Genomic DNA, 24,393 nt, shown 5'->3' with positions numbered 1-24,393 from the left:
ACACCCCTGGCGGGGTTCCCGAGCGGCCAAAGGGAGCAGACTGTAAATCTGCCGTCATCGACTTCGAAGGTTCGAATCCTTCCCCCGCCACCATCAAAAAGTATTTCGCTCAAGCATTTCATACCCCTGGCGGGGTTCCCGAGCGGCCAAAGGGAGCAGACTGTAAATCTGCCGTCATCGACTTCGAAGGTTCGAATCCTTCCCCCGCCACCATCTTCCAGATTCTCTGAAACATTCAAATCAGCACAATATTTCATACTTCCACTGGGGAAGGATGAGAAGCTTCGACCCGAAGGTTCGACTCGAACGCAGGTGAGAGAACGCGGCGACAGCAGCGGTAATCCTTCCCCCGCCACCATCACCTTATAAAGCACCTCAGCTCACCCCACCTCCAGAATCATTTATTATTCCGTCATGGGAAGGATTCTTCGCGCGCCTGTTTCCCCGGTGGCGCTTCGCTTACCAGGGCTACAAAAACCAAAGCCACAAAATCTGGCAAGTCGTTGTAGGCCAGGTGCCACCTGGCAATCTGCCACAGCACAATCAAACCCCAGGCAAACGTCGCCCAACAGGCGAACTCTTCACAATTGACGTATTGCATTGGGCCAGCTCAGCCAGCCCATCGAGCAACGTATCCAGTTGCCCTATGTCCGTCACCACCAGGCGGGCGATAAAACAGTCCTCGCCGGTGACTTTGTCACACTCAATACATTGCGCCATCGCCTGCAGATATTTTTCAACCTTCTGCAACAGCCCCGGTAACGGTTTTATTCTCACCAGCGCCTGCAACGTATAACCCAGTGCCGCCAGATTCACTTTTGCGCTGTAGCCCTGAATCACGCCCCGCTCTTCCAGCCGTTTTAAACGTTCTGCGGTGCTCGGGGATGTCAGCCCGACTTCTGCACTTAATACTTTTAGCGACACACGGGCATCTTTGGTCAGACAGGTGATGATTGCCTTATCGATAGCATCAATGAAGAGTTCCATGCTTTTGGCCTTATTAAAAAAGGATAAATCGTTACTTCTCCTTATAACACATCTGTAACATGCCCGATAAATTTCACAGAATATCCTCTCTGACTGAGGAGGTTCCTGTGCGTAACTTTACATCTGGTATCGGGCAAATGAGCCTGGCGATGCTTATTTCTGGCTCCATCGGGGCATTTGTTCTGCTCTCCGGCTTACCGGTGATTGATGTGGTGTTCTGGCGCTGCGTCATCGGGGCGCTGGCTTTGTTTGTTTTCATTCGTCTCAGCAAACAGCCTTTTAGCCCGCTGACACGCGTGACCTTATTACTGGCAATCGCAGGCGGCGTGGCGCTGGTCGTTAACTGGCTATTGCTGTTTGCCGCCTATGAACGCATCTCCATCGGCATGTCGACGGTGGTCTATAACACGCAACCGTTTATGCTGGTGCTGATGGGCATGGCGATGGGGGAACGTGTTTCACTAGTGAAATGGGGCTGGCTGGTTCTGGCATTTCTGGGCGTGGTCACGCTGCTGTCCAGTGAGCTCAACGGGCACAATGGCAGTTTGTTCACTGGCGTCGTCCTGGCTCTGGGAGCCGCCTTCTTCTATGCCCTTACCGCTATTATCACGCGAAAACTCCAGTCCATTGCGCCGCAACATATTGCGTTCATTCAGGTGATCACCGGTGCGGTCATGTTATTGCCCCTGGCTCACTTCACTGCCTTGTCCGGCCCTTTCCCGTGGGGAATTCTTCTGACATTAGGCATCGTGCATACCGGCATCATGTATCAGCTGCTTTATAGCGCGATTCAGAAGCTGCCCACGCCGATCATCGGGTCGCTGTCGTTCATTTACCCGCTAGTGGCGATCATTGTCGATAACGTGGTTTTCGGGCATACCCTCAATGCGTGGCAGATCTTTGGCGGTGCGCTGATTCTGCTGGCGGCGGCGGGAAATAATTTGGGCTGGGGCACAAAGAAAAAAGCCCCGCATCAGCAGGGCCTTGAACAGAAAGCGCGTTAATCAGCGACGAGCGCGAACAATCTGGTATTTGCGTGTCAGGTACTCGACCGGCACGCTCCAGATATGCACCAGGCGCGAGAACGGGAACAGCACAAACAGCGTCATCCCGAGCACCAGGTGCAGACGGAAGATAAACGCAACGCCGTCCAGGTGCGCAGAAGCACCGCCGTGGAAGGTCACCACAGACTGTGCCCAGCCGACCAGTTTCATCATTTCGCTGCCGTCCATATGTTGGGCAGAGAAAGGAATGGTCAGCAGACCCAGCAGACATTGCAGCACCAGCACTGACATCACCAGGATATCGGCTTTGGTGGTGGTCGCGCGAATGCGTGGGCTGGTCAGGCGGCGTTTCAGCAGCAGAATGCCGCCCACCAGGCACATCACCCCGGCAGCACCGCCGCCAAACATCGCCATTTTCTGTTTCACTTCCAGCGGCAGCCAGGATTCATACATCCAGTGCGGCGTGAGCATCCCGAAGGCATGACCGGCGATCACGCCAAGAATGCCGAGGTGGAACAGATTCGATGCCAGGTTCATACCTTTGCGATCCAGCATCTGGCTGGATCCAGCACGCCAGGAGTACTGACCGTAGTCGTAACGCAGCCAGCTCCCTACCAGGAAGACGGTTCCCGCGATATACGGATAGATATCAAAGAAGAACATATTCAGGAAATGCATTAGCGCTCTCCTCCAGTCGAGATATTCAGATACTGCGGCGCAACTGCGCCGGAAAAACGACGCTGATGGGCGGTGATGTCTGAATCCGCGCATCCCTGATCGGCGAAGAATTTAACCTGCTCTTCTTCCCAAACGGCGTCCAGTGCCTGCGGCGTGTCGTCGCGAGCTTCATCAGCAATTTTCTCAGCCACTTTCACACCGTCGATTTCAGTGCTGGCAAGCTTCAGCAGCACCTCAAACAACACGGCATAACGGCTTTCACGCTGCTGTAAACGGGCGCTAAGCAGCGCCAGAATCGGTGCAACATCCTGCAAGCCACCCAGCGCTTCTTCACGAGGCAACTGCGCCAGATATTCCAGATATAGCGGCAGGTGATCCGGCAACTCGCGGCTGTCCAGTTCCAGACCGTGCTGCGCGTACTGCGCCATCAGGTCAACCATCGCCTGGCCACGGTCACGGGATTCGCCATGAACGTGTTCGAACAGCAGCAGTGAGGTCGCACGGCCACGGTCAAACAGCTCGCTATACGCCGCCTGAACGTCCAACAAATCTTGCTGAGTCAGGTCACGCAGGAACACACAAAGCTTCTGCGCTTCCTCCATTTCCAGCACGTCAGAGTCTGCCAGCGCGTCATGCACTTCCTGCTGATGCTGCCATAAGGCAGCATCCGGGTACTCCAGCAGGCGGGAGATGATCATCAGTTCTTTCATGACTGACGCTCCGTTTTGCTGGTGACGTCGATGGCATCGATACGACGGCTGTTAAACAGGTTGAACGAGCTGTCAGAACCGTGGCAACCGTCGCCAAAGCTGAAGCCGCAACCGTTCTTCTCAGGGAAGGCGTCACGCGCCAGTTCGCGGTGGCTGCTTGGGACCACGAAACGGTCTTCGTAGTTAGCAATCGCCAGGTAGCGATACATTTCCTGCGCTTGCGCTTCCGTCAGACCGACTTCTTCCAGCGCACTGGTGTCGTTCACACCGTCAACGCTTTCAGCACGCTTGTAGTGACGCATCGCCAGCATACGTTTCAGCGCACGCAGTATTGGTGCGGTATCACCGGCAGTCAGCATGTTCGCCAGATATTGCACAGGAATACGCAGGCTATCGACATCCGGCAAAATACCGTTGCTGCCAATCTCGCCAGCGTCAGCCGCAGACTGAATCGGAGACAACGGCGGCACGTACCAGACCATCGGTAGCGTGCGGTATTCCGGGTGCAGTGGCAGCGCCAGCCTCCAGTCCATCGCCATTTTGTACACCGGCGACTGCTGAGCCGCGTCAATCACACTCTGTGGAATGCCATCTTTCAGCGCCTGCTCAATCACTTTCGGATCGTTCGGGTCGAGGAACACGTCCAGCTGACGCTGGTACAAGTCTTTCTCGCTCTCAGTGCTTGCCGCCTGCTCAATCATGTCCGCGTCATACAGCAGCACGCCGAGGTAGCGGATACGGCCCACGCAGGTTTCGGAACACACGGTCGGCTGACCGGCTTCGATACGCGGGTAGCAGAAGATGCACTTCTCGGACTTGCCGCTCTTCCAGTTGAAGTAGATTTTCTTGTACGGGCAACCGGTGATACACATGCGCCAGCCACGACATTTGTCCTGGTCGATCAGCACGATACCGTCTTCTTCACGCTTGTAGATGGCACCGCTTGGGCAAGTCGCCACACACGCCGGATTCAGGCAGTGCTCGCACAGACGCGGCATGTACATCATGAAGGTATTTTCGAATTGACCGTACATCGCCTTCTGCACGTTCTCGAAGTTCTGATCGCGCGAGAGTTTTGAGAACTCGCCGCCCAGATCATCTTCCCAGTTCGGGCCAGAGGTGATTTTGTCCATCCGCTGACCGGTGATCAGCGAGCGAGGACGAGCAATCGGCTGGTGCTTGCTTTCGCCAGCTCTGTGCAGCGTCTGATAGTCGAAATCAAAGGGCTCATAGTAATCTTCGATCCCCGGCAGATGCGGGTTAGCGAAGATTTTGCCCAGCAGCATGGCTTTGTTACCCATGCGAGGTACCAGCTTGCCGTTGATTTTACGTATCCAACCGCCCTTCCATTTTTCCTGGTTTTCCCAGTCGTTAGGGAAGCCGACGCCCGGCTTCGTTTCCACGTTGTTAAACCACGCGTACTCCATCCCTTCACGGCTGGTCCAGACGTTTTTACAGGTTACTGAGCAGGTATGACAGCCGATGCATTTATCGAGATTCAGCACCATGCCGACTTGTGAACGAATTTTCATTTTACGCTCTCCTGTACCTGGTCATTGCCTTCGCCGTCTAACCAGTCAATGTTCTTCATCTTACGTACCACCACGAACTCATCGCGGTTTGACCCCACGGTGCCGTAGTAGTTAAAGCTGTACGACAACTGCGCGTAACCGCCAATCATGTGGGTCGGTTTCGGGCTGATACGGGTGACCGAGTTGTGGATGCCGCCGCGCTGACCAGTTATCTCAGAACCCGGCAGGTTCACGATACGCTCCTGCGCGTGATACATCATGGTCATGCCCGCTGGCACACGCTGGCTCACTACGGCACGAGCCGTCAGGGAACCGTTGCTGTTGAAGGCTTCAATCCAGTCGTTGTCTTCAATGCCCAGCTCTTTAGCGTCGGTTTCACTCATCCACACAATCGGGCCACCGCGTGACAGCGTCAGCATCAGCAGGTTATCGCTGTATGTGGAGTGAATGCCCCACTTCTGGTGTGGCGTCAGGAAGTTCAGCGCCTTCTCAGGGTTGCCGTTGGACTTCTGGCCCATCACCGCTTTCACCGAACGGGTGTCGATTGGCGGACGGTAGACCAGCAGGCTTTCGCCGAAGTCACGCATCCACTGGTGGTCCTGATACAGCTGCTGGCGACCAGAAAGCGTACGCCATGGGATCAGCTCGTGAACGTTGGTGTAACCCGCGTTATAGGAAACGTGTTCATCTTCAAGGCCAGACCAGGTCGGGCTGGAGATAATTTTGCGCGGCTGAGCCTGAATGTCGCGGAAGCGAATTTTCTCGTCTTCTTTATTCAGTGCCAGATGCGTGTGGTCACGCCCGGTGATTTCACTCAACGCAGCCCACGCTTTCACGGCAACCTGACCGTTAGTTTCTGGTGCCAGCGTCAGGATCATTTCTGCCGCATCAATCGCGGTATTGATCATCGGCTGTCCTTTCGCCGGGCCTTCTGCTTTGGTGTAATTCAGCTTACGCAACAGGTCGACTTCGCTCTGGGTATTCCACGCGATGCCTTTCCCGCCGTTGCCGATTTTTTCCATCAGCGGGCCGACAGAAGTAAAGCGCTCGTAGGTCGCAGGGTAATCGCGCTCTACGGTCATAATGTGCGGCGCGGTTTTGCCTGGGATCAGGTCGCATTCGCCTTTCTTCCAGTCTTTCACGTCCAGCGGCTGAGCCATTTCGGCCGGGGAGTCATGCTGGATTGGCAGCGTGACCACGTCGGTTTCCACACCCAAATGCCCGACGCACACTTCGGAGAATTTCTTCGCGATGTCTTTGTAGATATCCCAGTCGCTCTTCGATTCCCATGCCGGGTCGACGGCGGCAGAAAGCGGATGAATAAACGGATGCATATCCGAGGTATTCATGTCGTCTTTCTCATACCAGGTCGCGGTTGGCAGCACGATATCGGAGAACAAGCAGGTGCTCGACAGACGGAAGTCCAGCGTCACCACCAGATCCAGCTTGCCGTCGAGGCCGTTATCACGCCATTCCACTTCTTCTGGCTTCAGACCGCCCTGCTCGCCCAGATCTTTACCCTGAATGCCGTGCTCAGTACCCAGCAGGTACTTCAGCATGTATTCGTGGCCTTTACCGGAGGAGCCCAACAGGTTGGAACGCCAGATAAACAGGTTACGCGGGTGGTTTTTACCGTTTTCAGGACGCTCAGCCGCAAAGTGCATAGAGCCATCTTTCAGGGATTTCACAGTGTAATCCACCGCAGACATCCCGGCTTTTTCTGCTTCAGCTGCAATGGTCAGCGGGTTAGTGCCCAACTGAGGTGCAGACGGCAACCAGCCCATGCGCTCTGCGCGGACGTTGAAGTCCAGCAGATGCCCGGTGTAGCGGGATTTATCCGCCATCGGGGACAGCAACTCTTGCGCGGTCAGCGTCTCGTAACGCCACTGGCTGGAGTGGTTATAGAAGTAAGAAGTACTGTTCATGTGACGCGGTGGACGGTTCCAGTCCAGCGCGAACGCCAGCGGAGTCCAGCCGGTTTGCGGACGCAGTTTTTCCTGGCCCACATAGTGCGCCCAACCGCCGCCGCTCTGACCGACACAGCCGCAGAAGATCAGCATATTAATCAGACCACGATAGTTCATATCGAGGTGATACCAGTGGTTCAGACCGGCACCGACGATGATCATTGAGCGACCGTGCGTTTTATCGGCGTTATCGGCAAACTCACGCGCGGTACGGATAATCTGCGAACGTGGCACGCCAGTAATCTGCTCTGCCCACGCCGGAGTGTACGCTTTCACGTCGTCGTAGCTGTTGGCGCAGTTGGCATCACCCAGACCGCGGTCCAGGCCGTAGTTGGCCATGGTCAGGTCATAAACGGTGGTCACGAGGCAGGTTGAACCGTCGGCCATCTGCAGGCGTTTCACCGGCAGTTTGTGCAGCAGGATGTTTTCCAGCTCCACTTTGTTGAAGTGCTCGGTGCCATCGCCGCCGAAGTACGGGAAGCCGACTTCCGCGATGTCGTCATGGCCGCCAAGCATCGAGAGGCGCAGCTGAACTTCTTCGCCACTCTGACCGTCGCGCTGTTCGAGGTTCCATTTACCTTTGTCACCCCAACGGAAACCGATAGAACCGTTCGGAACGGTCATCTCGCCGTTCTCATCGAAGGCAACGGTTTTCCATTCCGGGTTCTTTTCCTGACCCAGAGCATCGACCAGATCGGAGGCGCGCAGCATACGGCCTGCGGCATAGTATCCATCACGCTCTTCCAGCGTCACCAGCATCGGCATGTCGGTGTAACGACGCACGTAATCGGTGAAGTACTGGCTTGGCTTGTCGAGGTGGAACTCGCGCAGCATAACGTGGCCCATCGCCATCGCCATTGCGGCATCGGTGCCTTGCTTCGGTGCCAGCCACAGGTCACAGAGTTTGGCGATTTCCGCGTAATCTGGCGTGATAGCAACAGTCTTGGTGCCCTTATAACGGACTTCCGTAAAGAAGTGGGCATCCGGAGTACGGGTCTGTGGAACGTTAGAACCCCAGGCCAGAATGTAGGAAGAGTTATACCAGTCGGCAGATTCCGGCACGTCGGTCTGCTCACCCCAGGTCTGCGGAGACGCAGGCGGCAGGTCGCAATACCAGTCGTAGAAGCTCAGGCAGGTTCCGCCCAGCAGGGAGATATAACGCGCACCTGCGGCGTAGGAAACCATAGACATCGCCGGAATGGGCGAGAAGCCCGCCACACGGTCAGGCCCGTAGGTTTTGACGGTATAGACGTTAGACGCCGCAATCAGCTCATTCACTTCCTGCCAGGAGGAACGGACGAAGCCACCGCGACCACGCGCCTGCTTGAAGCTTTTGGCTTTGTCAGCATCTTCAATAATGGACGCCCAGGCATCAACCGGGTCCGGATGCTGCACTTTCGCTTCGCGCCACATCTTCATCAGACGTTTACGCATCAGCGGATATTTCAGGCGGTTGGCGCTGTAGAGATACCAGGAGTAGCTCGCCCCACGCGGGCAGCCACGCGGCTCATGGTTTGGCAGGTCTGGTCGAGTACGCGGATAGTCAGTTTGCTGGGTTTCCCAGGTCACCAGACCGTTTTTCACGTAGATTTTCCAGCTGCATGACCCGGTGCAGTTTACACCGTGGGTGGAACGCACCACTTTGTCATGCTGCCAGCGTTGGCGGTATCCGTCTTCCCAGTCCCGGTTGGTTTCCATAAGCTGACCGTGCCCATCGGCAAAGGTTTCGCCCTTCTGTTTGAAGTAGCGAAACCGGTCCAGAAATTTGCTCATCGGGTTTCTCCTGATATGGAGCCTGTCGGCTCTCTGATAAATCGACATTGCAACAATTGCAGCGAAAGTAACTGCCTGAAAGAAGATGGGAATTGATGGCGATCAAGGCGGGTTTTGTTAACAATTGGGGCGAAAAGAGCGAATACCACCAAAGTGTTAGTGAGTTTTATTTTCTATCACACTGTTTTTAAATAACTTTGCTCCAGTTCGACGCACAGCCAACCGGCCAGGTATCATCACTAGTTATTAAGTGGTATCAGCAGAGTAAGCGGTCAGGAAAAAGAATGGCGCAACAATTTGTTAGCATCTTCTACAGTTGAGGGAATGACCCTGAAAGCAGATGCCGGAGTGGATAATGGAGACCGATAAAAACAGCAGGCCGACCGAAGGTTATGAGCAGGAATGGTCTGCCATAGCGAGCCGACACGGCATGACAAGCTTACCCGACACGGTGAAAACTTACGGATTGGCGCTTTCCGGTGGAGGGATACGCAGCGCGACATTTTCTCTTGGGGTGGTACGGGCGCTGGCGAAAAACGGGAAATTTGTTCGCTATGATTATCTCTCAACCGTGTCTGGAGGCGGCTACCTTGGCGGGATGCTGGGAAGGCTGCATGATGGAAATCAGGATGCGCTCGCAGTCCAGGCTGGGCTAGCGGCGGATGACTCCATTTTGCTCTCCTGGCTGCGAAAAAACGGACGTTACCTTACCCCTGCGGGTGGAAGAGACATAGCATTGGGGCTGACACAAATTCTCCGTTCCTTTTTCGCCGCGCTGACGCTCGTCACCCTGCTAAGCCTGATGTTCGCCTGTCTCGCGTTGTACTTCACGGTGGGTGAAATCACTCAGGTCTACACCCCGCCGCTCAATGCAAAATGGGTCATCGCCGCACCCTTGATGTTTGCAGGATGGCTGGCGGCACAATACTGGTTTTGCGAACGTTGGTGGACAACGGCTGCCATTTTTATCCTCGGGTGCGCGTTGATTTCGGGTTTTCTGTACAAAGTGTCAGTGCTGCCACTTTGTTGGCTTGCGCCCTTGTTGGTTGCCTGCTGGATAAGCACCGGGTCGTCCCTGCTACGTAAGATGGCAAACCCTGCGCAAGTGCGGTTGCAGCTGACTCAGGCAACCTGTCGTGCTCTTCTCATCGCTCTGACTTTGTTTGCGCTGTATATCATCAACGTGCTTGGTAACACACTGTATGACGAGTATTCCACGGGCAGTCAGGGATCGATGCGCTATTTTCTTCCTCCTGCGCTGATTGGCATTTTGCGTGTGCTTTGGGAATTCAAACCGATAAAGCAACTCATCAGCCAGTTTATGGCTAAAAAGAAAAAGGTTTCGCTGAGCCTGACTCACGCGGGCAATCTACTGGGGTTTGTCCTCATGGCATTTGCTTTGGTCACCGTATTCGCTGCGCTGGTCAGTTTGCTTCACTCTGTTCCAGCCCCCTACGACAGCTGGAACCGATACACGCCAGCCCTCATCGCCTTCGCATCGGCCCTGATTTTTTTACTGCTTTGCAGAAGCAAAATGATCATTGCTTTTCTCAACCTCAGTTCACTGCATAACCTTTACCGGGCGCGGATTGAGCGGGCATGGCTGTCCGTTGCGAACTATCAGGGACAGCCCGGAGGCAAAGGAAACTGGCGTTTCAGCCGTTCCCCTTTGTCCTCCCGTCAGGAAAAGTCCATGGACCGGACAAAGCAAGTAACCGAGCCCGTGGACGGTGATGACGCCGAAATGGATAAGTATTTTCCGCAGCGCGATGGTGGGCCTTTGCATCTCATCACCTGCTGCATTAACCAGACTGTCGACGATCGTAGCGGAATTTATAATGCCGACCGGAAAGGTGTGGCGCTGACAATAGGCCCCTTTGGCGCAGAAACGGGCATGCGTCCTCCCGAAGCAGACCCCGAACTGACAAACACTTCACTTTCTCGCTGGTTAGCCATTTCAGGCGCTGCCGCTGCGACGGGCATGGGTTCACAAACCCAACCTGGGCTGGCCTTTCTGCTCTTTCTGATCGGTGGGCGTTTAGGATACTGGACCCCTAAACTGGGCGGTACCCGGCAGAAAAAACCGGAGAAAAAGCGCTCGTATTTATGCTATCTCTTCGCAGAAATGTATGCCCGTTTCCCCGGTCTGACCGATGATTTTTGGTACCTTTCCGATGGAGGGCACTTTGAGAACACCGCTGTGTATCCACTACTGAAGAGACGAGTCGATCATATTGTGGTGACCGACTGTGGGGCCGACCCTGATTTTCTGTTTGCCGATCTCGAAAATCTGGTACGCAAAGCCAAAATAGACATGGCTATCGACATTACTTTCTTGTCAGCCACCCACCCCGCTTTCACGTCGATAACGACCTTAAAGACGAAACGCCACAGTCCACCGCTCCTTAGGGCGACGATTTCTTATCCGCAGACGGCGACGCTTTCTGCCAAAACAGGTGAACTGATTATCATCAAGCCACATCTTCTCGATGAGATGAGTCTGGCAACAGCCAGCTATGCGGAGCGAAACCCAGACTTTCCGCAACAAACCACCGGCGATCAGTTTTTCGATGAAGAGCAGTGGGAAGCCTATCACCAATTAGGACTAGAGGCCGGGAAAGCTATCCCCTGGTGAGGAATAAAAAAAAGGCGCGATTCACTCGCGCCTGATAATCAAGAAGTCACACTTATTTTTTAGTTTTACGTCCGTAAACCACCCAGGTGATCAACACGCAGGCGATATAGAACACGAGGAACACTTTCATCGCGCCCGCCGGGGAACCGGTCATTTCCAGCGAGATACCAAAAGATTTTGGAATAAAGAAGCCACCAACAGCACCGATAGCAGAGATGAAGCCCAGCGCAGCAGCGGTATCTGTTGCCGCTTCGCGCAGCGCATGTTCTTCGCTGCCGCCTTCGGCTTTCACGCGATCCATCGTCAGTTTGCGGAAGATGACCGAAATCATCTGGAAAGTCGAAGCACTCCCCAGCCCGGCCGTCACAAACAGGCCCATGAAGACGGTAAAGAAGGCCACGAAGTTTCCGCCCTGCCCGTTGGTTGGCAGCGTCAGGAACAGCAGTGCAGAGAAGATAGCCATCGCGATGAAGTTAATCAGCGTAACGCGCGTCCCGCCCAGACGGTCAGAAATACCGCCGCCAACTGAACGTGCCAGCGCGCCAATAAACGGTCCGAAGAAGGCGAAATGCAGAATGTTGATATCCGGGAACTGGGTTTTGGACAGCATCGCGAACCCGGCAGAGAACCCGATGAACGAGCCGAAAGTCGCCAGATACAGCACCGCCATGATCCACAGGTGACCGCGTTTCAGGACAGGAAGTTGCTCTTTCAGTGAGGCTTTAGACGCAGCAATATCGTTCATGCCGAACCAGGCTGCCAGCGTGAAGACAATCAGGAACGGTACCCAAATCCACGCGGCGTTTTCCAGGAACAGAGATGAACCGTCCGCCTGTTCAACACCTTTACCACCAAAGATGGCGAAGATGGACACGCCGATAGCCAGCGGAGCAATCAACTGCATCACGCTCACGCCCATGTTACCCAGGCCACCATTCAGACCGAGTGCGCCACCCTGCTTCGCTTTCGGGAAGAAGAAGCTGATGTTGGCCATACTGGAAGCAAAGTTCGCCCCTGCAAAACCACACATCAGCGCAATAATCATAAACACGCTAAATGGGGTGGTTGGGTCCTGCACGGCAAAACCGAGCCACACGCATGGGATAATCATGATGCCGGTGCTGAAAGCCGTCCAGCGACGACCGCCGAAGATAGGCACCATAAAGGAGTAAGGCACACGTAACAACGCACCAGACAGACCCGGCAGCGCAGTCAGCATGAAGAGCTGATCGGTGGTGAAGTTAAAACCCACTTTATTGAGGTTTACCGCTACGGCGCTGAATAACATCCAGACGCAGAACGCGAGCAGAAGACAAGGGACGGAAATCCATAGGTTGCGGCTGGCAACCCGATGCCCACGTGTTTGCCAGAAGGCAGCGTCTTCAGGGCGCCAGTCGGTGATGACGGCGCCTTTATCCTTTTCCGAAGCGGAAGTTTGACTCATAGAAACCTCTAATAATGGAGTTTTGATGCCGCCACATTAGGGTTTACGCGCTGAAGTAAGTTGATATAAATCAAAGGAAAATGGAACATAATCGTGCTCAAAAATCAGCCATCACTCTAAATGAGTAGATCTCATCGCTTAAAAAAGTGTGGTTTATCACGAGCGTTGCAGGGTTATTCACCATGCACTCCCTTTTCCCGACCCCTTCGGCAATTAAGAGGTAATCCTTTAGGGGTATGGGTATACTCCAGGTGATATCCGAGAATAAGCAGCACTCCCGGATTGCATCCCTGGTCAGGAGCCATGTAGTCGATGTTTAAACGTCTTTTTACCCCGCTTACGCTGGTCAATCAACTGGCGCTTATCGTTTTGCTGTCCACCGCTATCGGTGTGACCGGCATGGCTATTTCTGCGCGTCTGGTTCATGGCGTGCAAGGCAGCGCGCATGCAATCAACAAAGCCGGTTCATTACGTATGCAGAGTTATCGCCTGCTGGCGGCTATTCCACTGCATGGCAGCGATCAACAGCTGCTCGATGAGATGAACCAAACCGTGTCGAGCCCAGAACTGATTGAAGCCGCACGCCGCGACGGCCAGCAACAGCAACTGCGCGGCTTACAGCAATACTGGCAATCGGAACTCGCCCCGAGCATGAAAGCGGCCCGCAGCCAGGATGTTGTCGCCGGGGAAGTGGCGAGTTTTGTGAACCGCATTGACCAGCTGGTGACCGCCTTCGACCATACCACCGAGAAACGCATTCAGCATGTGGTGTGGGTACATCGTCTGATGGCGGTATTTATGGCGTTACTGCTGCTATTCACGATTGTCTGGTTGCGTGCTCGTTTGCTCCATCCGTGGGAACAGCTGCTGAGCATGGCGCGTGCCGTCAGCCGTCGGGATTTCACCCAGCGCGCAACCATCAGCGGACGCAACGAAATGGCGACGCTGGGCATGGCGCTGAATAACATGTCCAAAGAGCTGGCGGAAAGTTACTCCGTGCTGGAACAACGCGTGCAGGAAAAAACCGCCAATCTCGAACAGAAAAACGAAATTCTGGGCTTCCTCTGGCAGGCGAACCGTCGTCTGCACTCACAGGCTCCTCTTTGTGAGCGAATCTCTCCCGTGCTCAATGGGTTGCAAGAATTAACGCTGCTTCGCGACATCGAAGTGCGGGTTTACGATGTGGAAGACGAAGAGAACCATCAGGAGTTCAGCTGCCATTCTGAGCTGAATTGTGATGATAAAGGTTGCTTCCTGTGTCCACGCGATCTCCCTGCCCTGCCCGGCGGTGGAACCACGCTGAAATGGCGACTGGGGGATGCGCATAATCAATTTGGTATCCTGCTGGCAACGCTGCCTGCTGGCCGCCATCTGAGCCATGACCAGCAGCAACTGGTCGATACCCTGGTTGAGCAATTAACCGCCACGCTCGCGCTGGACAGACACCAGGAGCGCCAGCACCAGTTAATCGTGATGGAAGAACGCGCCACCATTGCACGTGAATTACATGACTCCATCGCCCAATCCCTTTCCTGCATGAAGATGCAGGTCAGCTGTCTGCAAATGCAGGGCAGCGACCTGTCGGCGGAAAGCCGCCAGTTGCTCAGCCAGATGCGCAACGAACTGAATACCTCATGGGCGCAGCTTCGCGAGCTGTTAACCACCTTCCGGTTGCAATTAACCGAGCCGGGTCTGCGTCCGGCGCTGGAAGCCAGCTGTGATGAATACAGCGCCCGTTTTGGTTTTGACGTGAAGCTGGATTACCAGCTTCCTCCGCGCTTTGTTCCTTCTCATCAGGCTATTCATGCGCTGCAAATCGCCCGTGAAGCCTTGAGCAATGCGCTTAAACACTCTGAAGCTACGGAAGTCACCGTGTCGGTGACGCAGAACGACAATCAGGTTCGACTCACCGTCGCCGACAACGGTCGCGGCGTGCCGGATCATGCCGAGCGAACTAACCACTATGGTTTAATCATTATGCGAGACCGGGCACAAAGCCTGCGCGGTGATTGCCAAGTCAGACGTCGCGATACCGGTGGAACAGAAGTTGTCGTTTCCTTTATTCCAGAAAAACCGCTTCCACAACCCCAAGGAGAAATCCATGAGTAATCAGGAACGGGCCACCATCCTGTTAATTGACGATCATCCGATGCTGCGCACTGGCGTAAAGCAGTTAATCAGCATGGCCCCTGATATTCAGGTCGTGGGCGAAGCCAGCAACGGCGAGCAAGGGATTGAGCTGGCAGAAGCCCTTGATCCGGATTTGATCTTACTCGACCTCAACATGCCGGGCATGAACGGCCTGGAAACGCTCGATAAACTGCGCGAAAAAGCGTTGTCTGGTCGGGTGGTCGTGTTCAGCGTGTCGAACCATGAAGAAGACGTGGTGACTGCACTGAAACGTGGCGCAGACGGTTATCTGCTGAAAGACATGGAGCCGGAAGAGTTATTGAAAGCGCTGCAGCAGGCCGCCGCAGGTGAAATGGTGTTGAGTGAAGCGCTAACGCCAGTGCTGGCTGCCAGCCTGCGTGCCAACCGCGCGACCTCCGACAGAGATATCAATCAGCTCACCCCGCGCGAGCGAGATATCCTGAAGCTGATTGCCCAGGGCCTGCCGAACAAAATGATCGCCCGCCGTCTCGACATCACTGAAAGCACCGTGAAAGTTCACGTGAAGCATATGCTGAAGAAAATGAAGCTGAAGTCTCGTGTGGAAGCGGCAGTGTGGGTTCACCAGGAACGCATTTTTTAAGGGTTCCAGAGCGCCTCTGACGTCGCCGCAGGGAAACTCACCAGCGGCTCCGTCAGCACCAGCGTGATTTCATTGGAAGAAACGCGCTGCCCTTTTTCATCCTCAGCCACCACCGAAAGATGCCAGCGGTTGCTTGCCCCTTCGCTGTAATCCCACGCAGGCATAATCACCGTCCAGCCGTCCGCGCTGTTGCGGTTCACCGGTGGCGTCAGGCTTAATGCTTGTGAATCACCCTGCCACGTCAATGATTTCACTTTAAAGCGGCTACGAACCTGCAATTTCAGCGCGACGGTTTCGCCGGGTTGTAAATCCCAGGGCGGTGTGGCGAGGAACACTGAGAGCGTTTTACGCTGGCGATATTCAACCACCGGAAGATTTGTCCGTTCCGGGCTGTCGTAACGGCTACCGCGCAACGAGGTAAACGCCGCCACTTCACCCGATTCGAGCTGTTTCTTTAAGGGCACACCAAAACGGTAATTGAGTTTCAGGCCGAGGTTATTTTGGCTCACGCCGCTTTCGCCCTGTTTATGAGCGGCGGTAAACGTAACTAACGGAACAGGGGTGTAATCAAGCCCAAGCGAAACAGCCATCGGGTTGTGGTAACCGGTGCCGGAATGGAACAGGTCGACACTTTCCCCATAATATTGTTCAAAGCTGACGCTGGTATTGATAAAGCGATAGAACGGCAGACGGGCCTTTGCCGTCAGGTCATAGCCGCGCGCCATGCGTATCTGTTGGGTGTCGCTGTCGTCATGCCAGTTGTTGAAAGGCTGATAATAGTTGGCCGATAAGCGTAAATATTCGCCCCAGGCCTCAGCGCCAAAACCCGCACGTTGAAGATGTTGGCCTAAAACGGAGTCATAGAATGCGTTGTATCCCAGCAGCCAGTCTCCCGTTATCCAGCGCTGACCCACGCCAATATTGCTCACCAGCCCTTCATCCTGCTGCGTGAACCCCACCTGGCTCCACGTCAGGTAACGGTCGTTATCATCAAGCGGGACAAACCAGCTGCCATGGCTACCGGTAAACTTCCCTTCGCCATTCACCAGCAAGTCTGCCGAAGCATTTCCCCACGGTGAAAGCCAATAATCGAGCTGCTGGTTCACTTCGGCATTCAGCTCATGGCTGAGTTTTTCGATGGCAAACAGCCGGGCCTGATCGCCCGTATCAAGACCGTTATCTTCCATGCTCGCTTCACCAAAGGCTTTGATCACTTCCGCGAGATGCTTTTCACTCTCGTGGTTGTCGGCTGCAATACCCAGGCTTGGAAGTTCTGCAGAAGTGTTATCAAAAGGATGTTCAGCTTGTTCGATAAAGGTTTGGCGGGCACCTGCGACACCTCCTGCCAGCGGCAAGAGTAATAACAGCAGAAGTTGAGGGCGGTAAGACAAACACATTTTTACTATTTTAACGGCTTTGGCTCTTCGTTTCAGCTTCGGGGCGAATTTCAGGAAGATCCTTAAAAATTGACTACATTTAAACCACCTTTCCTGTAAGAGTTGCGCTTATGAGCCCGCCGCTTCGTTTCGCTCTTTGCAGTGCCCTGCTGTTCAGTTCCGGCGTGGTTCACGCCAGCGATTTGTTTATTCTGCAATCCCCCGCGTTTGCCGACAACGCGCTGCTTGACCAGAAATTTGCCGGTAATGATCCGAAAAATGCCAACTGCACTGGCAAGAATAATTCGCCACCGCTGGTCTGGAGTAACATTCCGCCGCAAACCCAAAGCCTTGCACTTATCGTTCACGATCCCGAAGGCCAGAAGGGTCTTGGAGTGACGCATCTGGTGGCCTATAACATTCCACCGTCTGCCACTGGTTTTGCACCCGACGCGCTAAAATCGCCCAATGGCTTTACCGGGGGCAAAAACACGCCGGGCACAAACAGTTGGTATGGCCCCTGCCCGCCGCCCGGCAGCGGCGCTCATCATTACACCTTCACGTTAATTGCCACCGATTTGCCACCGACTCTGCCAGCCGGGCTGACACGCGAAGCATTGTTTGAGAAGCTCAAGGGGCATCAACTTGCTGCCGCAGGTTTAATTGGTCGCTTTGGACAGTAGCGAGAGAACGCAGTAACATCCTGTTGTCCAAGCTATTTCCAGGGAGTGACTATGCAAAAGATGGTGATTATCGCGAACGGCGCGGCCTACGGCAGCGAATCCTTATTTAACAGCCTTCGCCTGGCGATTGCTCTGTGTGAGCAAGGCCCGTTGGAGTTGAAACTGTTTCTGATGTCCGATGCGGTGACCGCCGGGCTGAAAGGCCAAAAGCCGGCTGAGGGCTACAATATCCAACAAATGCTGGAAATTCTTACCGCGCAAAACATTCCAATAAAACTGTGTAAAACCTGCGCCGATGGCAGAGGAATAAGCAGCCTCCCGCTGGCGGATGGCGTGGAGATTGGCACGTTGATTGAGCTCGCTCAGTGGACGCTCGCGGCGGATAAAGTATTAACGTTTTGAGTCAAAAAGCGCTGATAAACTCTTTTTTCTTATAGCCCCGCTTCCAGCATCAAGTTCCCCGTTGTGTTGCCGATATGCAAGCCAAACAACACAGCAGGAATATATTATGTTTCGTTCCATTCGCACGCGCATTATCGCTGCTACCGCCGGATGTCTGGTGGTAGCGCTGCTTCTTAACACCATCATCAACTATCAAATCACTCGCCGCGATAATCTTGAATCGCAACGCGAAATGTTAACCAGCACCCGAACGAGCCATGGCCTCGCGATAGCCGATTGGGTCAGCAGCAAAATGACCATGATTTCGTCGCTGGATAAAGCCGCACTCAGCGACGATCCCGTTCCCCAGTTCCTGCAAATGGCGAAAGCCGGTGGCTTCAGTAACGTGTACGTCGGCTATGCGACGAAAACAGCAAAGTTTTCCGACCCGACAGGCGTGCCTGCGGACTACGACCCAACCAGTCGCCCGTGGTACCAACAGGTTTTGCATGATGATGCGCCAGTGGTGACCGCGCCTTATGTTGATGCGGGAACAGGGAAACTGGTCGTCACCTTTGCCGTCCCGGTAAAAGACAACGGTACGCTGAAAGCCGTGATAGCCGGGGATGTCACCATGGACAGCGTGGTGGCTAACGTGCGTGAAATTCGCCCCACACCCAACAGCAGCGGTTTGCTGCTGAGCAATGATGGCAGCGTGATTGCCGCCAGCAATCCGGCATTAACCCTGAAACCGTTCAACGAAGCCATTACGGGCGTGAGCCTAAAATCGCTGGCTGCGGGTGAAACCGTTTCAGGCAATCTGGGCGCGAGCGATAAAATTTTCTCTGCCGTGCCTGTTCAGGGCACGCACTGGCTGTTGGTTGTCGCACTGGATAAAGGCGATGCCACCTCTGGCATGAATGCACTGCTGAAGGCTTCCGCCCTTACGCTTATCTTGCTGGTACTGATTGGCGGCGGCGTGGTGCACCTGTTGGTCGCGGCCATGCTCAAGCGCTTGCTGACCATTCGCGACGCCATGCTGGCGATAGGTAATGGAACTAACGATTTGTCGCAGCGCCTGCCAGAAGATGGTAAAGATGAAGTGGCGCAAATCGCTCATGCCTTCAACCTCTTCAGCGACAAGCTGGCGCAGGTGATGCTGCAATTACGCGATGCGACTTCTTCAGTACAAACTGCAGCACAGGAAATTGCAGCAGGCAACCGCGACCTTTCTGCCCGAACCGAACAAGCCGCTTCCAGCCTGCGTGAAACGGCGAGCGCCGTCGAGCAGATCACCGCGTCTGTGGCTCAGTCGACAGAGTCAGCAACAGCAGCAAGCGCGCAGGCAGAGAAAGCGACTAAAGTGGCCTCCAGAGGCGGCGATGTGGTCTCCAGCGCCATCGACACCATGCAGGCTATTGAAAGCGCGTCTGCCAAAATTGGCGACATCACCAGCGTCATTGATGGCATTGCCTTCCAGACCAATATTCTGGCACTCAATGCCTCTGTAGAAGCGGCCCGCGCGGGTGAACAAGGCCGCGGCTTCGCTGTGGTTGCCGGTGAAGTGCGTAACCTTGCCAGCCGCAGCGCACAGGCGGCCAAAGAGATTAAAACCTTAATCGATTCCACCACACAGAGCGTTGCCACGGGCTCCCACTATGTGAGACTTGCCGGTGAAACAATGCAGGATATTGTGACCAATATCGGCAGCGTTTCCGGGATCATGCGTGAGATCAGCATTGCCAGCAGCGAACAAATGCAAGGGATTCAGGAGATTAACCATGCGGTTATTCATCTTGACCGCATGGTGCAGCAAAACGCTGAACTGGTGGTGGAATCCGCCGCTGCGGCGGGTGCATTACAAAGCCAGGCGGGCGACCTTGCTACAACCGCGGGTCATTTCCGCATTTAATCTGCCCCTGGCGCAGGTTTGGCTGACAAACGCCATGCAAGCTGAATGGTTTCAGGAGTAATGTCATCTTTGTTGAATCGTTACGGCATTTTTTGATCAAAATCAGCATCAGCACGCCCCTGCTTTGGTGTTATGCCATGAGTGATTTGTGAACAACATCACACGCAGGAGTTCTCGGCAGGGAGTGCGTTGACTGATGGCGACGGGGTAAAAAATGGCGATGGTAAAAGCAAGTTTGACATTATTTGGTGGAGATACCGTGGTAGTACGGTGTTCTGAGCGCTGTCACATTCACCTGATGAGTGCTAAAAAGCAGGTAACGGATGTGCAGACCGATATCCTCAGCGTGCAAAACCGGGAAGATGCCTATCTGACCGTGCCGTACAGCGGGACATGGAATGTGCTCATCGACAGTCACAGCCAGTCTCTGGAGCACTCGATAAGCTACGTGCCCGCCTGAAACGTCAAAGCCCGGACACTCCGGGCTTTTTCATTTCTGTTACGCAATCCTCGGCAGGTTTTCCCCACCCAGCAAATGCCTCACATTATTCACCAGTTCATTCAGGCACTCATCCTGCATCCCCAGCTTCGTCAGTTCCTGTTCGAGCGAGAAAAGATACTGAGCGTTGGTGCCAAGCGGCCCACTGGCCGAGGCAATGAGCGGGGCGATGACCTGCACGCTGGTGTCAGATTCATACAGCGGATGTCTGGGGTCCATAATGAACACCAGTGCATTGACTGTACGACCATCATCGAGTTCGAGCTTACACCAGGTCGGCAGATAACAGCCGGTGATCATTTCTCGCTTCCAGAGCAGCGTCAGCTCCTCTTCCAGCGCACCATCACGCAGGCGATAGGCCACGCCTGTGGTGCGCCCGCCCTCTTTCAGGGCAAGCATTCGGCCTGGCTGACAGGCGCTACCACGCCCTGCGGTCAGGCGTAAACAGAAGGCACGGTGCCAGCCGACCAGTGTTCCCGTGCAGGATTCACTGTAATCCAGCGCCGGGTTCCACATCAGCGAACCGTAACCAAAAATCCATACCGGGCCATCATCCGGACGACAGGCTAACGTGGCGGCAAGCGACGCTGCACGTTGTTCTGGCGACCAGAGTAGCGATTCCTCGATTGCACCAAAGGCCGTTTTGCAATCGGCTTTCAGCAAGAAATCACGCGTTAACACTTTTAACCTCCGCCACTGCACACTTCCCTGCGACGACTTATTTCCCTGTAAAATTGCTGAAATAGTATCCAGCTTTCTCAGACAATATGCAAAGTACGGGCCGCTTGCAAGACAACAGAGCGTCAATAAAGCACAAATAGTTCCAGAAAGTGGCGGTATGCGGCCATGCTTTTATGAGAGCGCATCACGTACCATGCACAGTTAAATGAACTTACTATGAATTCAATATTCTGTTATTTAAACGGAAATTAAACATAACCCGGATTTATAACTGCCTTGCTTCATTTTTTCCTTATTGAGGTAAATTTCGGTAAAACAACGCTAAGATGATCCGCGAGTCTGTTATTTTATTGCCTTATGTTATCTATAATTATAAAACCTGCTGAAATGGAGATGGTTCATGACACATGCGCAAGAGGCGGTGAAGACCCGCCACAAGGAGACAACCCTCATTTTCCCGCTGGTCGCACTGGCGGTGCTGGCCTTTTTTGGTCACAACCAGTCCCTGCCAGTGGTTATTGGGATCAATATTCTGGCGTTAATCGGTATTTTGAGCAGCGCATTTAGCGTGGTTCGCCATGCAGACGTGCTGGCCCATCGCCTCGGCGAACCGTATGGCTCGTTGATTTTAAGCCTTTCAGTGGTCATTCTTGAAGTAAGCCTGATTTCTGCATTAATGGCGACCGGCGACGCCGCCCCAACCCTGATGCGAGACACACTTTATTCGATCATTATGATTGTGACGGGTGGCCTGGTCGGCTTCTCGCTGCTGTTGGGCGGCCAGAAGTTTGCTACGCAGTACATGAATTTATTCGGTCTGAAGCAGTACATGATTGCCCTCTTCCCGCTGGCAATTATTGTTCTGGTCTTCCCCATGGCCTTACCGGGCGCAAACTTCTCAACCGGGCAGGCATTGCTGGTCGCGCTGATTTCCGCGGCGATGTACGGCGTGTTCCTGTTGATTCAGACCAAAACGCACCAGAGCCTGTTCGTGTATGAACATGAAGATGAAGCCGACGACGACGACCCGCATCACGGCAAGCCGTCCGCCCATAGCAGCCTTTGGCATGCCGTCTGGCTGATCGTTCATCTGATTGCCGTTATCGCGGTCACCAAAATGAACGCCAACCCGCTTGAGACACTGCTCACCAGCATGAATGCGCCTGTCGCCTTCACCGGCTTCCTGGTTGCGCTGTTGATTCTGTCACCGGAAGGATTAGGGGCATTGAAAGCGGTGCTGAACAATCAGGTACAGCGCGCCATGAACCTGTTCTTCGGGTCGGTGCTCGCCACCATTTCACTGACGGTACCTGTTGTTACGTTGATTGCCTTCGCAACGGGCAATGACCTGCACTTCGCCCTTGGCGCACCAGAAATGATCGTAATGGTGGCGTCCCTGGTGCTGTGCCACATCTCGTTCTCCACAGGGCGCACCAATGTGCTGAACGGTGCCGCGCATCTGGCTCTGTTTGCGGCTTATCTGATGACGATATTTGCCTGATAATGCCGGGTGGCGCGATGCTTACCCGGCCTACGCGTAGGCCCGGCAAACGTAGTGCCGCCGGGCATTGCCCATAAAAAAACCCGCCGCAGCGGGTTTTTTACTTTCTAAAGAGAAGATTACTTGCTGGTATCCAGCTCATCGAAGTTCTTCACCAGTTCGTCAATCGCTTTGATCTGTTTCAGGAACGGTTCCAGTTTAGCCAGCGGCAGCGCGGATGGACCGTCGCATTTCGCGTGCTCTGGATCCGGGTGAGCTTCGATAAACAGACCGGCGATACCGGTTGCCATACCCGCACGTGCCAGCTCGGTTACCTGAGCACGACGACCGCTGGAAGCAGCACCAAACGGGTCGCGGCACTGCAGCGCGTGAGTCACGTCGAAAATAACCGGGGAGTTGCCGGAAACCGCTTTCATGACGCTAAAGCCCAGCATGTCGACCACGAGGTTGTCGTAGCCAAACTGCGTACCACGGTCACACAGAATCACTTTGTCGTTGCCGCCTTCGGCGAACTTATCAACGATATTTCCCATCTGGCCTGGGCTTACGAACTGCGGTTTTTTCACGTTAATGACCGCGCCGGTTTTTGCCATCGCTTCAACCAGGTCAGTCTGACGTGCCAGGAAAGCAGGCAGTTGGATAACATCAACCACTTCAGCAACAGGCTGTGCCTGAGAGGCTTCATGAACGTCAGTGATGATTTTCACGCCGAAGGCTTGTTTCAGCTCCTGGAAAATCTTCATCCCTTCTTCCAGACCTGGTCCACGGTAGGACTTGATGGAAGAACGGTTGGCTTTGTCAAAAGAGGCTTTGAACACGTACGGGATGCCCAGTTTCTGCGTCACGGTGACGTAGTGTTCACAAATGCGCATTGCAAGATCGCGGGACTCCAGCACGTTCATTCCGCCAAACAGCACGAACGGCAGGTCGTTTGCTACTTTGATATCGCCAATGCTAACCACTTTTTGTTTCATAAAATCGCCTTATCAGGAGGTAATCGATTAATGCAAAGTAATCTGTTTGTGCGCGATGTTGTTGATTTGCGCGCGAATAATTTCGCTGATCGGATCTTCCGGACACTGCTCGACAAAATAGCTCAGGTCGGTCAGCGCCACGTGCTCGCACTCAAGCTGGGCATAAATCAGGCCGCGATCGCGAATTTCATAAGGATCTTCCGGATTAAACTGCAGCAGCGCTTCGCTGACGCGCAGGGCGAGTTCCATCTGGCGCTCTTCCATCAACGCAGACTTCAGCGTGTCCAGCAGTTTGCGAATAACCTCTGAGTTGTCCGCTTCATCCAAATCTTCATTAAACAGTTCTGCCACCGGGCTGATGTTGCCCTTCAGCCACACTTCAAGCGTGTGCTCGTCCAGCGTGTCGCCGGTAAACGGGTTGATAAACCACATTTCCCCGGTTTCCACATCGGCACGCAGCAGTAACTGGGTCGGAAAAATAACGGGCATCATCGGTATCGACAGACGACGTGCTACCCACAGCATAATTGCGCCGAGTGACACCGCGCTGCCTTCACGATTTTTCAGCACTTTGTCGAGCCAAAGCGCATCGGACAAACGATAAATACCGTGAGAGGCGCCAAAGCCCCATTCGCCGTAGAACAGCTCGATTAAGCGTTCAACCTGACGAGTATCAGTCCAGGAAGGGCTGATTTCTTCCTGCGCCAGGCTGACCAACTGCTCCAGTTCGTCGATGACATACTGGGCCTGGAAATCGTCACGGATCAGTTCAGAAATGAGGATCATTCCGTCGCACAAAGGCGCGTTGTTAAATTCAAAATCCGCTAATGACCTCATTACCTACCCCAACTGCGGGCTGCCAACAGGCAGCCAGATAACTTCAAAATGATGCTAATAATAACGC

At 54.2% G+C, this 24,393-nt stretch carries 19 protein-coding genes, 2 tRNA genes and 1 other RNA gene; 12 read left to right on the top strand and 10 right to left on the bottom strand.

The features are described 5' to 3' along the window. Positions 1-8: 8 nt before the first annotated feature. The 3 genes from ACI2I2_RS04750 (at position 9) to ACI2I2_RS04740 (ending at position 358) form a co-directional block, all read left to right on the top strand. Positions 9-93, top strand: a tRNA-Tyr gene (locus ACI2I2_RS04750). A 35-nt stretch (positions 94-128) separates the two neighbouring features. Next, positions 129-213: transfer RNA gene (locus tag ACI2I2_RS04745), tRNA-Tyr, on the top strand. A 40-nt stretch (positions 214-253) separates the two neighbouring features. Further along, positions 254-358, top strand: a non-coding RNA gene (locus ACI2I2_RS04740) — RtT sRNA. Positions 359-543: 185 nt separating this feature from the next. On the opposite strand, the gene ACI2I2_RS04735 is transcribed toward ACI2I2_RS04740, so the two are convergent. Next, a complete protein-coding gene (locus tag ACI2I2_RS04735) occupies positions 544-987 on the bottom strand; it encodes an Lrp/AsnC family transcriptional regulator (protein WP_404656849.1) in 444 nt (147 codons plus the stop codon). 137 nt (positions 988-1,124) lie between these two features. Here ACI2I2_RS04735 and ACI2I2_RS04730 point away from each other — a divergent pair, with 137 nt between their 5' ends. Then, positions 1,125-1,991, top strand: coding sequence for a DMT family transporter (locus tag ACI2I2_RS04730; RefSeq protein ID WP_404656929.1), 867 nt, complete (start codon positions 1,125-1,127; stop codon positions 1,989-1,991). Here the strand turns inward: ACI2I2_RS04730 and narI are convergent, their stop codons facing one another. The 4 genes from narI to ACI2I2_RS04710 are packed head-to-tail and all read right to left on the bottom strand — an operon-like array spanning position 1,992 to position 8,651. Continuing rightward, entirely contained in the window at positions 1,992-2,669 is a 678-nt protein-coding gene (gene narI, locus ACI2I2_RS04725) for a respiratory nitrate reductase subunit gamma (protein WP_404656848.1), read from the bottom strand. Further along, positions 2,669-3,379, bottom strand: coding sequence for a nitrate reductase molybdenum cofactor assembly chaperone (narJ, locus tag ACI2I2_RS04720; RefSeq protein WP_404656847.1), 711 nt, complete (start codon positions 3,377-3,379; stop codon positions 2,669-2,671). Before narJ ends, narI begins: the two co-directional genes overlap by 1 nt. After that, positions 3,376-4,911 carry a nitrate reductase subunit beta gene (gene narH / locus ACI2I2_RS04715; RefSeq protein ID WP_404656846.1) on the bottom strand — a complete coding sequence of 512 codons (1,536 nt, stop codon included), beginning with the start codon at positions 4,909-4,911 and terminating at the stop codon, positions 3,376-3,378. Before narH ends, narJ begins: the two co-directional genes overlap by 4 nt. Beyond that, a complete protein-coding gene (locus tag ACI2I2_RS04710; RefSeq protein WP_404656845.1) occupies positions 4,908-8,651 on the bottom strand; it encodes a nitrate reductase subunit alpha in 3,744 nt (1,247 codons plus the stop codon). The genes narH and ACI2I2_RS04710 overlap by 4 nt, the downstream gene beginning before the upstream one ends. A gap of 355 nt (positions 8,652-9,006) precedes the next feature. Between ACI2I2_RS04710 and ACI2I2_RS04705 the strand changes: the two genes are divergently transcribed. After that, on the top strand, positions 9,007-11,286 hold the full coding sequence (locus tag ACI2I2_RS04705) for a patatin-like phospholipase family protein (RefSeq protein WP_404656844.1): 2,280 nt from the start codon (positions 9,007-9,009) through the stop codon (positions 11,284-11,286). 52 nt (positions 11,287-11,338) lie between these two features. Here ACI2I2_RS04705 and ACI2I2_RS04700 read toward each other — a convergent pair whose 3' ends face one another. Further along, on the bottom strand, positions 11,339-12,730 hold the full coding sequence (locus ACI2I2_RS04700; protein WP_404656843.1) for a NarK family nitrate/nitrite MFS transporter: 1,392 nt from the start codon (positions 12,728-12,730) through the stop codon (positions 11,339-11,341). 312 nt (positions 12,731-13,042) lie between these two features. Here ACI2I2_RS04700 and narX point away from each other — a divergent pair, with 312 nt between their 5' ends. Together narX and narL are read left to right on the top strand one after the other, a co-directional pair. Further along, on the top strand, positions 13,043-14,839 hold the full coding sequence (gene narX / locus ACI2I2_RS04695) for a nitrate/nitrite two-component system sensor histidine kinase NarX (protein ID WP_404656842.1): 1,797 nt from the start codon (positions 13,043-13,045) through the stop codon (positions 14,837-14,839). Next, positions 14,832-15,482 carry a two-component system response regulator NarL gene (narL, locus tag ACI2I2_RS04690; protein ID WP_404656841.1) on the top strand — a complete coding sequence of 217 codons (651 nt, stop codon included), beginning with the start codon at positions 14,832-14,834 and terminating at the stop codon, positions 15,480-15,482. The genes narX and narL overlap by 8 nt, the downstream gene beginning before the upstream one ends. On the opposite strand, the gene ACI2I2_RS04685 is transcribed toward narL, so the two are convergent. Beyond that, positions 15,479-16,879, bottom strand: a complete 1,401-nt coding sequence (locus ACI2I2_RS04685) for a YchO/YchP family invasin (RefSeq protein ID WP_404656840.1) — start codon at positions 16,877-16,879, stop codon at positions 15,479-15,481. The genes narL and ACI2I2_RS04685 overlap by 4 nt on opposite strands. Before the next feature lie 110 nt (positions 16,880-16,989). Between ACI2I2_RS04685 and ACI2I2_RS04680 the strand changes: the two genes are divergently transcribed. The 4 genes from ACI2I2_RS04680 (at position 16,990) to ACI2I2_RS04665 (ending at position 20,294) form a co-directional block, all read left to right on the top strand. Then, complete coding sequence (locus ACI2I2_RS04680) at positions 16,990-17,541, top strand: YbhB/YbcL family Raf kinase inhibitor-like protein (RefSeq protein ID WP_404656839.1); 552 nt, start codon at positions 16,990-16,992, stop codon at positions 17,539-17,541. Positions 17,542-17,592: 51 nt separating this feature from the next. Continuing rightward, a complete protein-coding gene (locus ACI2I2_RS04675; protein WP_404656838.1) occupies positions 17,593-17,943 on the top strand; it encodes a DsrE/DsrF/TusD sulfur relay family protein in 351 nt (116 codons plus the stop codon). A 106-nt stretch (positions 17,944-18,049) separates the two neighbouring features. Next, positions 18,050-19,834, top strand: a complete 1,785-nt coding sequence (locus ACI2I2_RS04670; protein ID WP_404656837.1) for a methyl-accepting chemotaxis protein — start codon at positions 18,050-18,052, stop codon at positions 19,832-19,834. A 214-nt stretch (positions 19,835-20,048) separates the two neighbouring features. Then, positions 20,049-20,294, top strand: coding sequence for a DUF1883 domain-containing protein (locus ACI2I2_RS04665; RefSeq protein WP_330982711.1), 246 nt, complete (start codon positions 20,049-20,051; stop codon positions 20,292-20,294). Between the two features lie 39 nt (positions 20,295-20,333). Here ACI2I2_RS04665 and ACI2I2_RS04660 read toward each other — a convergent pair whose 3' ends face one another. Then, on the bottom strand, positions 20,334-21,014 hold the full coding sequence (locus tag ACI2I2_RS04660) for a gamma-glutamylcyclotransferase (RefSeq protein WP_404656836.1): 681 nt from the start codon (positions 21,012-21,014) through the stop codon (positions 20,334-20,336). 400 nt (positions 21,015-21,414) lie between these two features. On the opposite strand from ACI2I2_RS04660, the gene chaA reads away from it, so the two are divergent. Further along, the gene (gene chaA / locus ACI2I2_RS04655) at positions 21,415-22,515 is read left to right on the top strand and encodes a sodium-potassium/proton antiporter ChaA (protein ID WP_404656835.1); all 1,101 of its coding nucleotides are present in this window, start codon (positions 21,415-21,417) and stop codon (positions 22,513-22,515) included. A gap of 119 nt (positions 22,516-22,634) precedes the next feature. Here chaA and kdsA read toward each other — a convergent pair whose 3' ends face one another. After that, on the bottom strand, positions 22,635-23,489 hold the full coding sequence (gene kdsA, locus ACI2I2_RS04650; RefSeq protein WP_404656834.1) for a 3-deoxy-8-phosphooctulonate synthase: 855 nt from the start codon (positions 23,487-23,489) through the stop codon (positions 22,635-22,637). A 27-nt stretch (positions 23,490-23,516) separates the two neighbouring features. After that, entirely contained in the window at positions 23,517-24,326 is an 810-nt protein-coding gene (gene sirB1 / locus ACI2I2_RS04645; RefSeq protein WP_404656833.1) for an invasion regulator SirB1, read from the bottom strand. Positions 24,327-24,393 lie beyond the last annotated feature (67 nt).

This window comes from Scandinavium sp. NPDC088450 (genome assembly GCF_044900545.1).
GTDB lineage: Bacteria > Pseudomonadota > Gammaproteobacteria > Enterobacterales > Enterobacteriaceae > Scandinavium.
The sequence above is the reverse complement of the archived record's forward strand: the minus strand, read 5'-3'. Positions and strand labels throughout refer to the sequence as shown.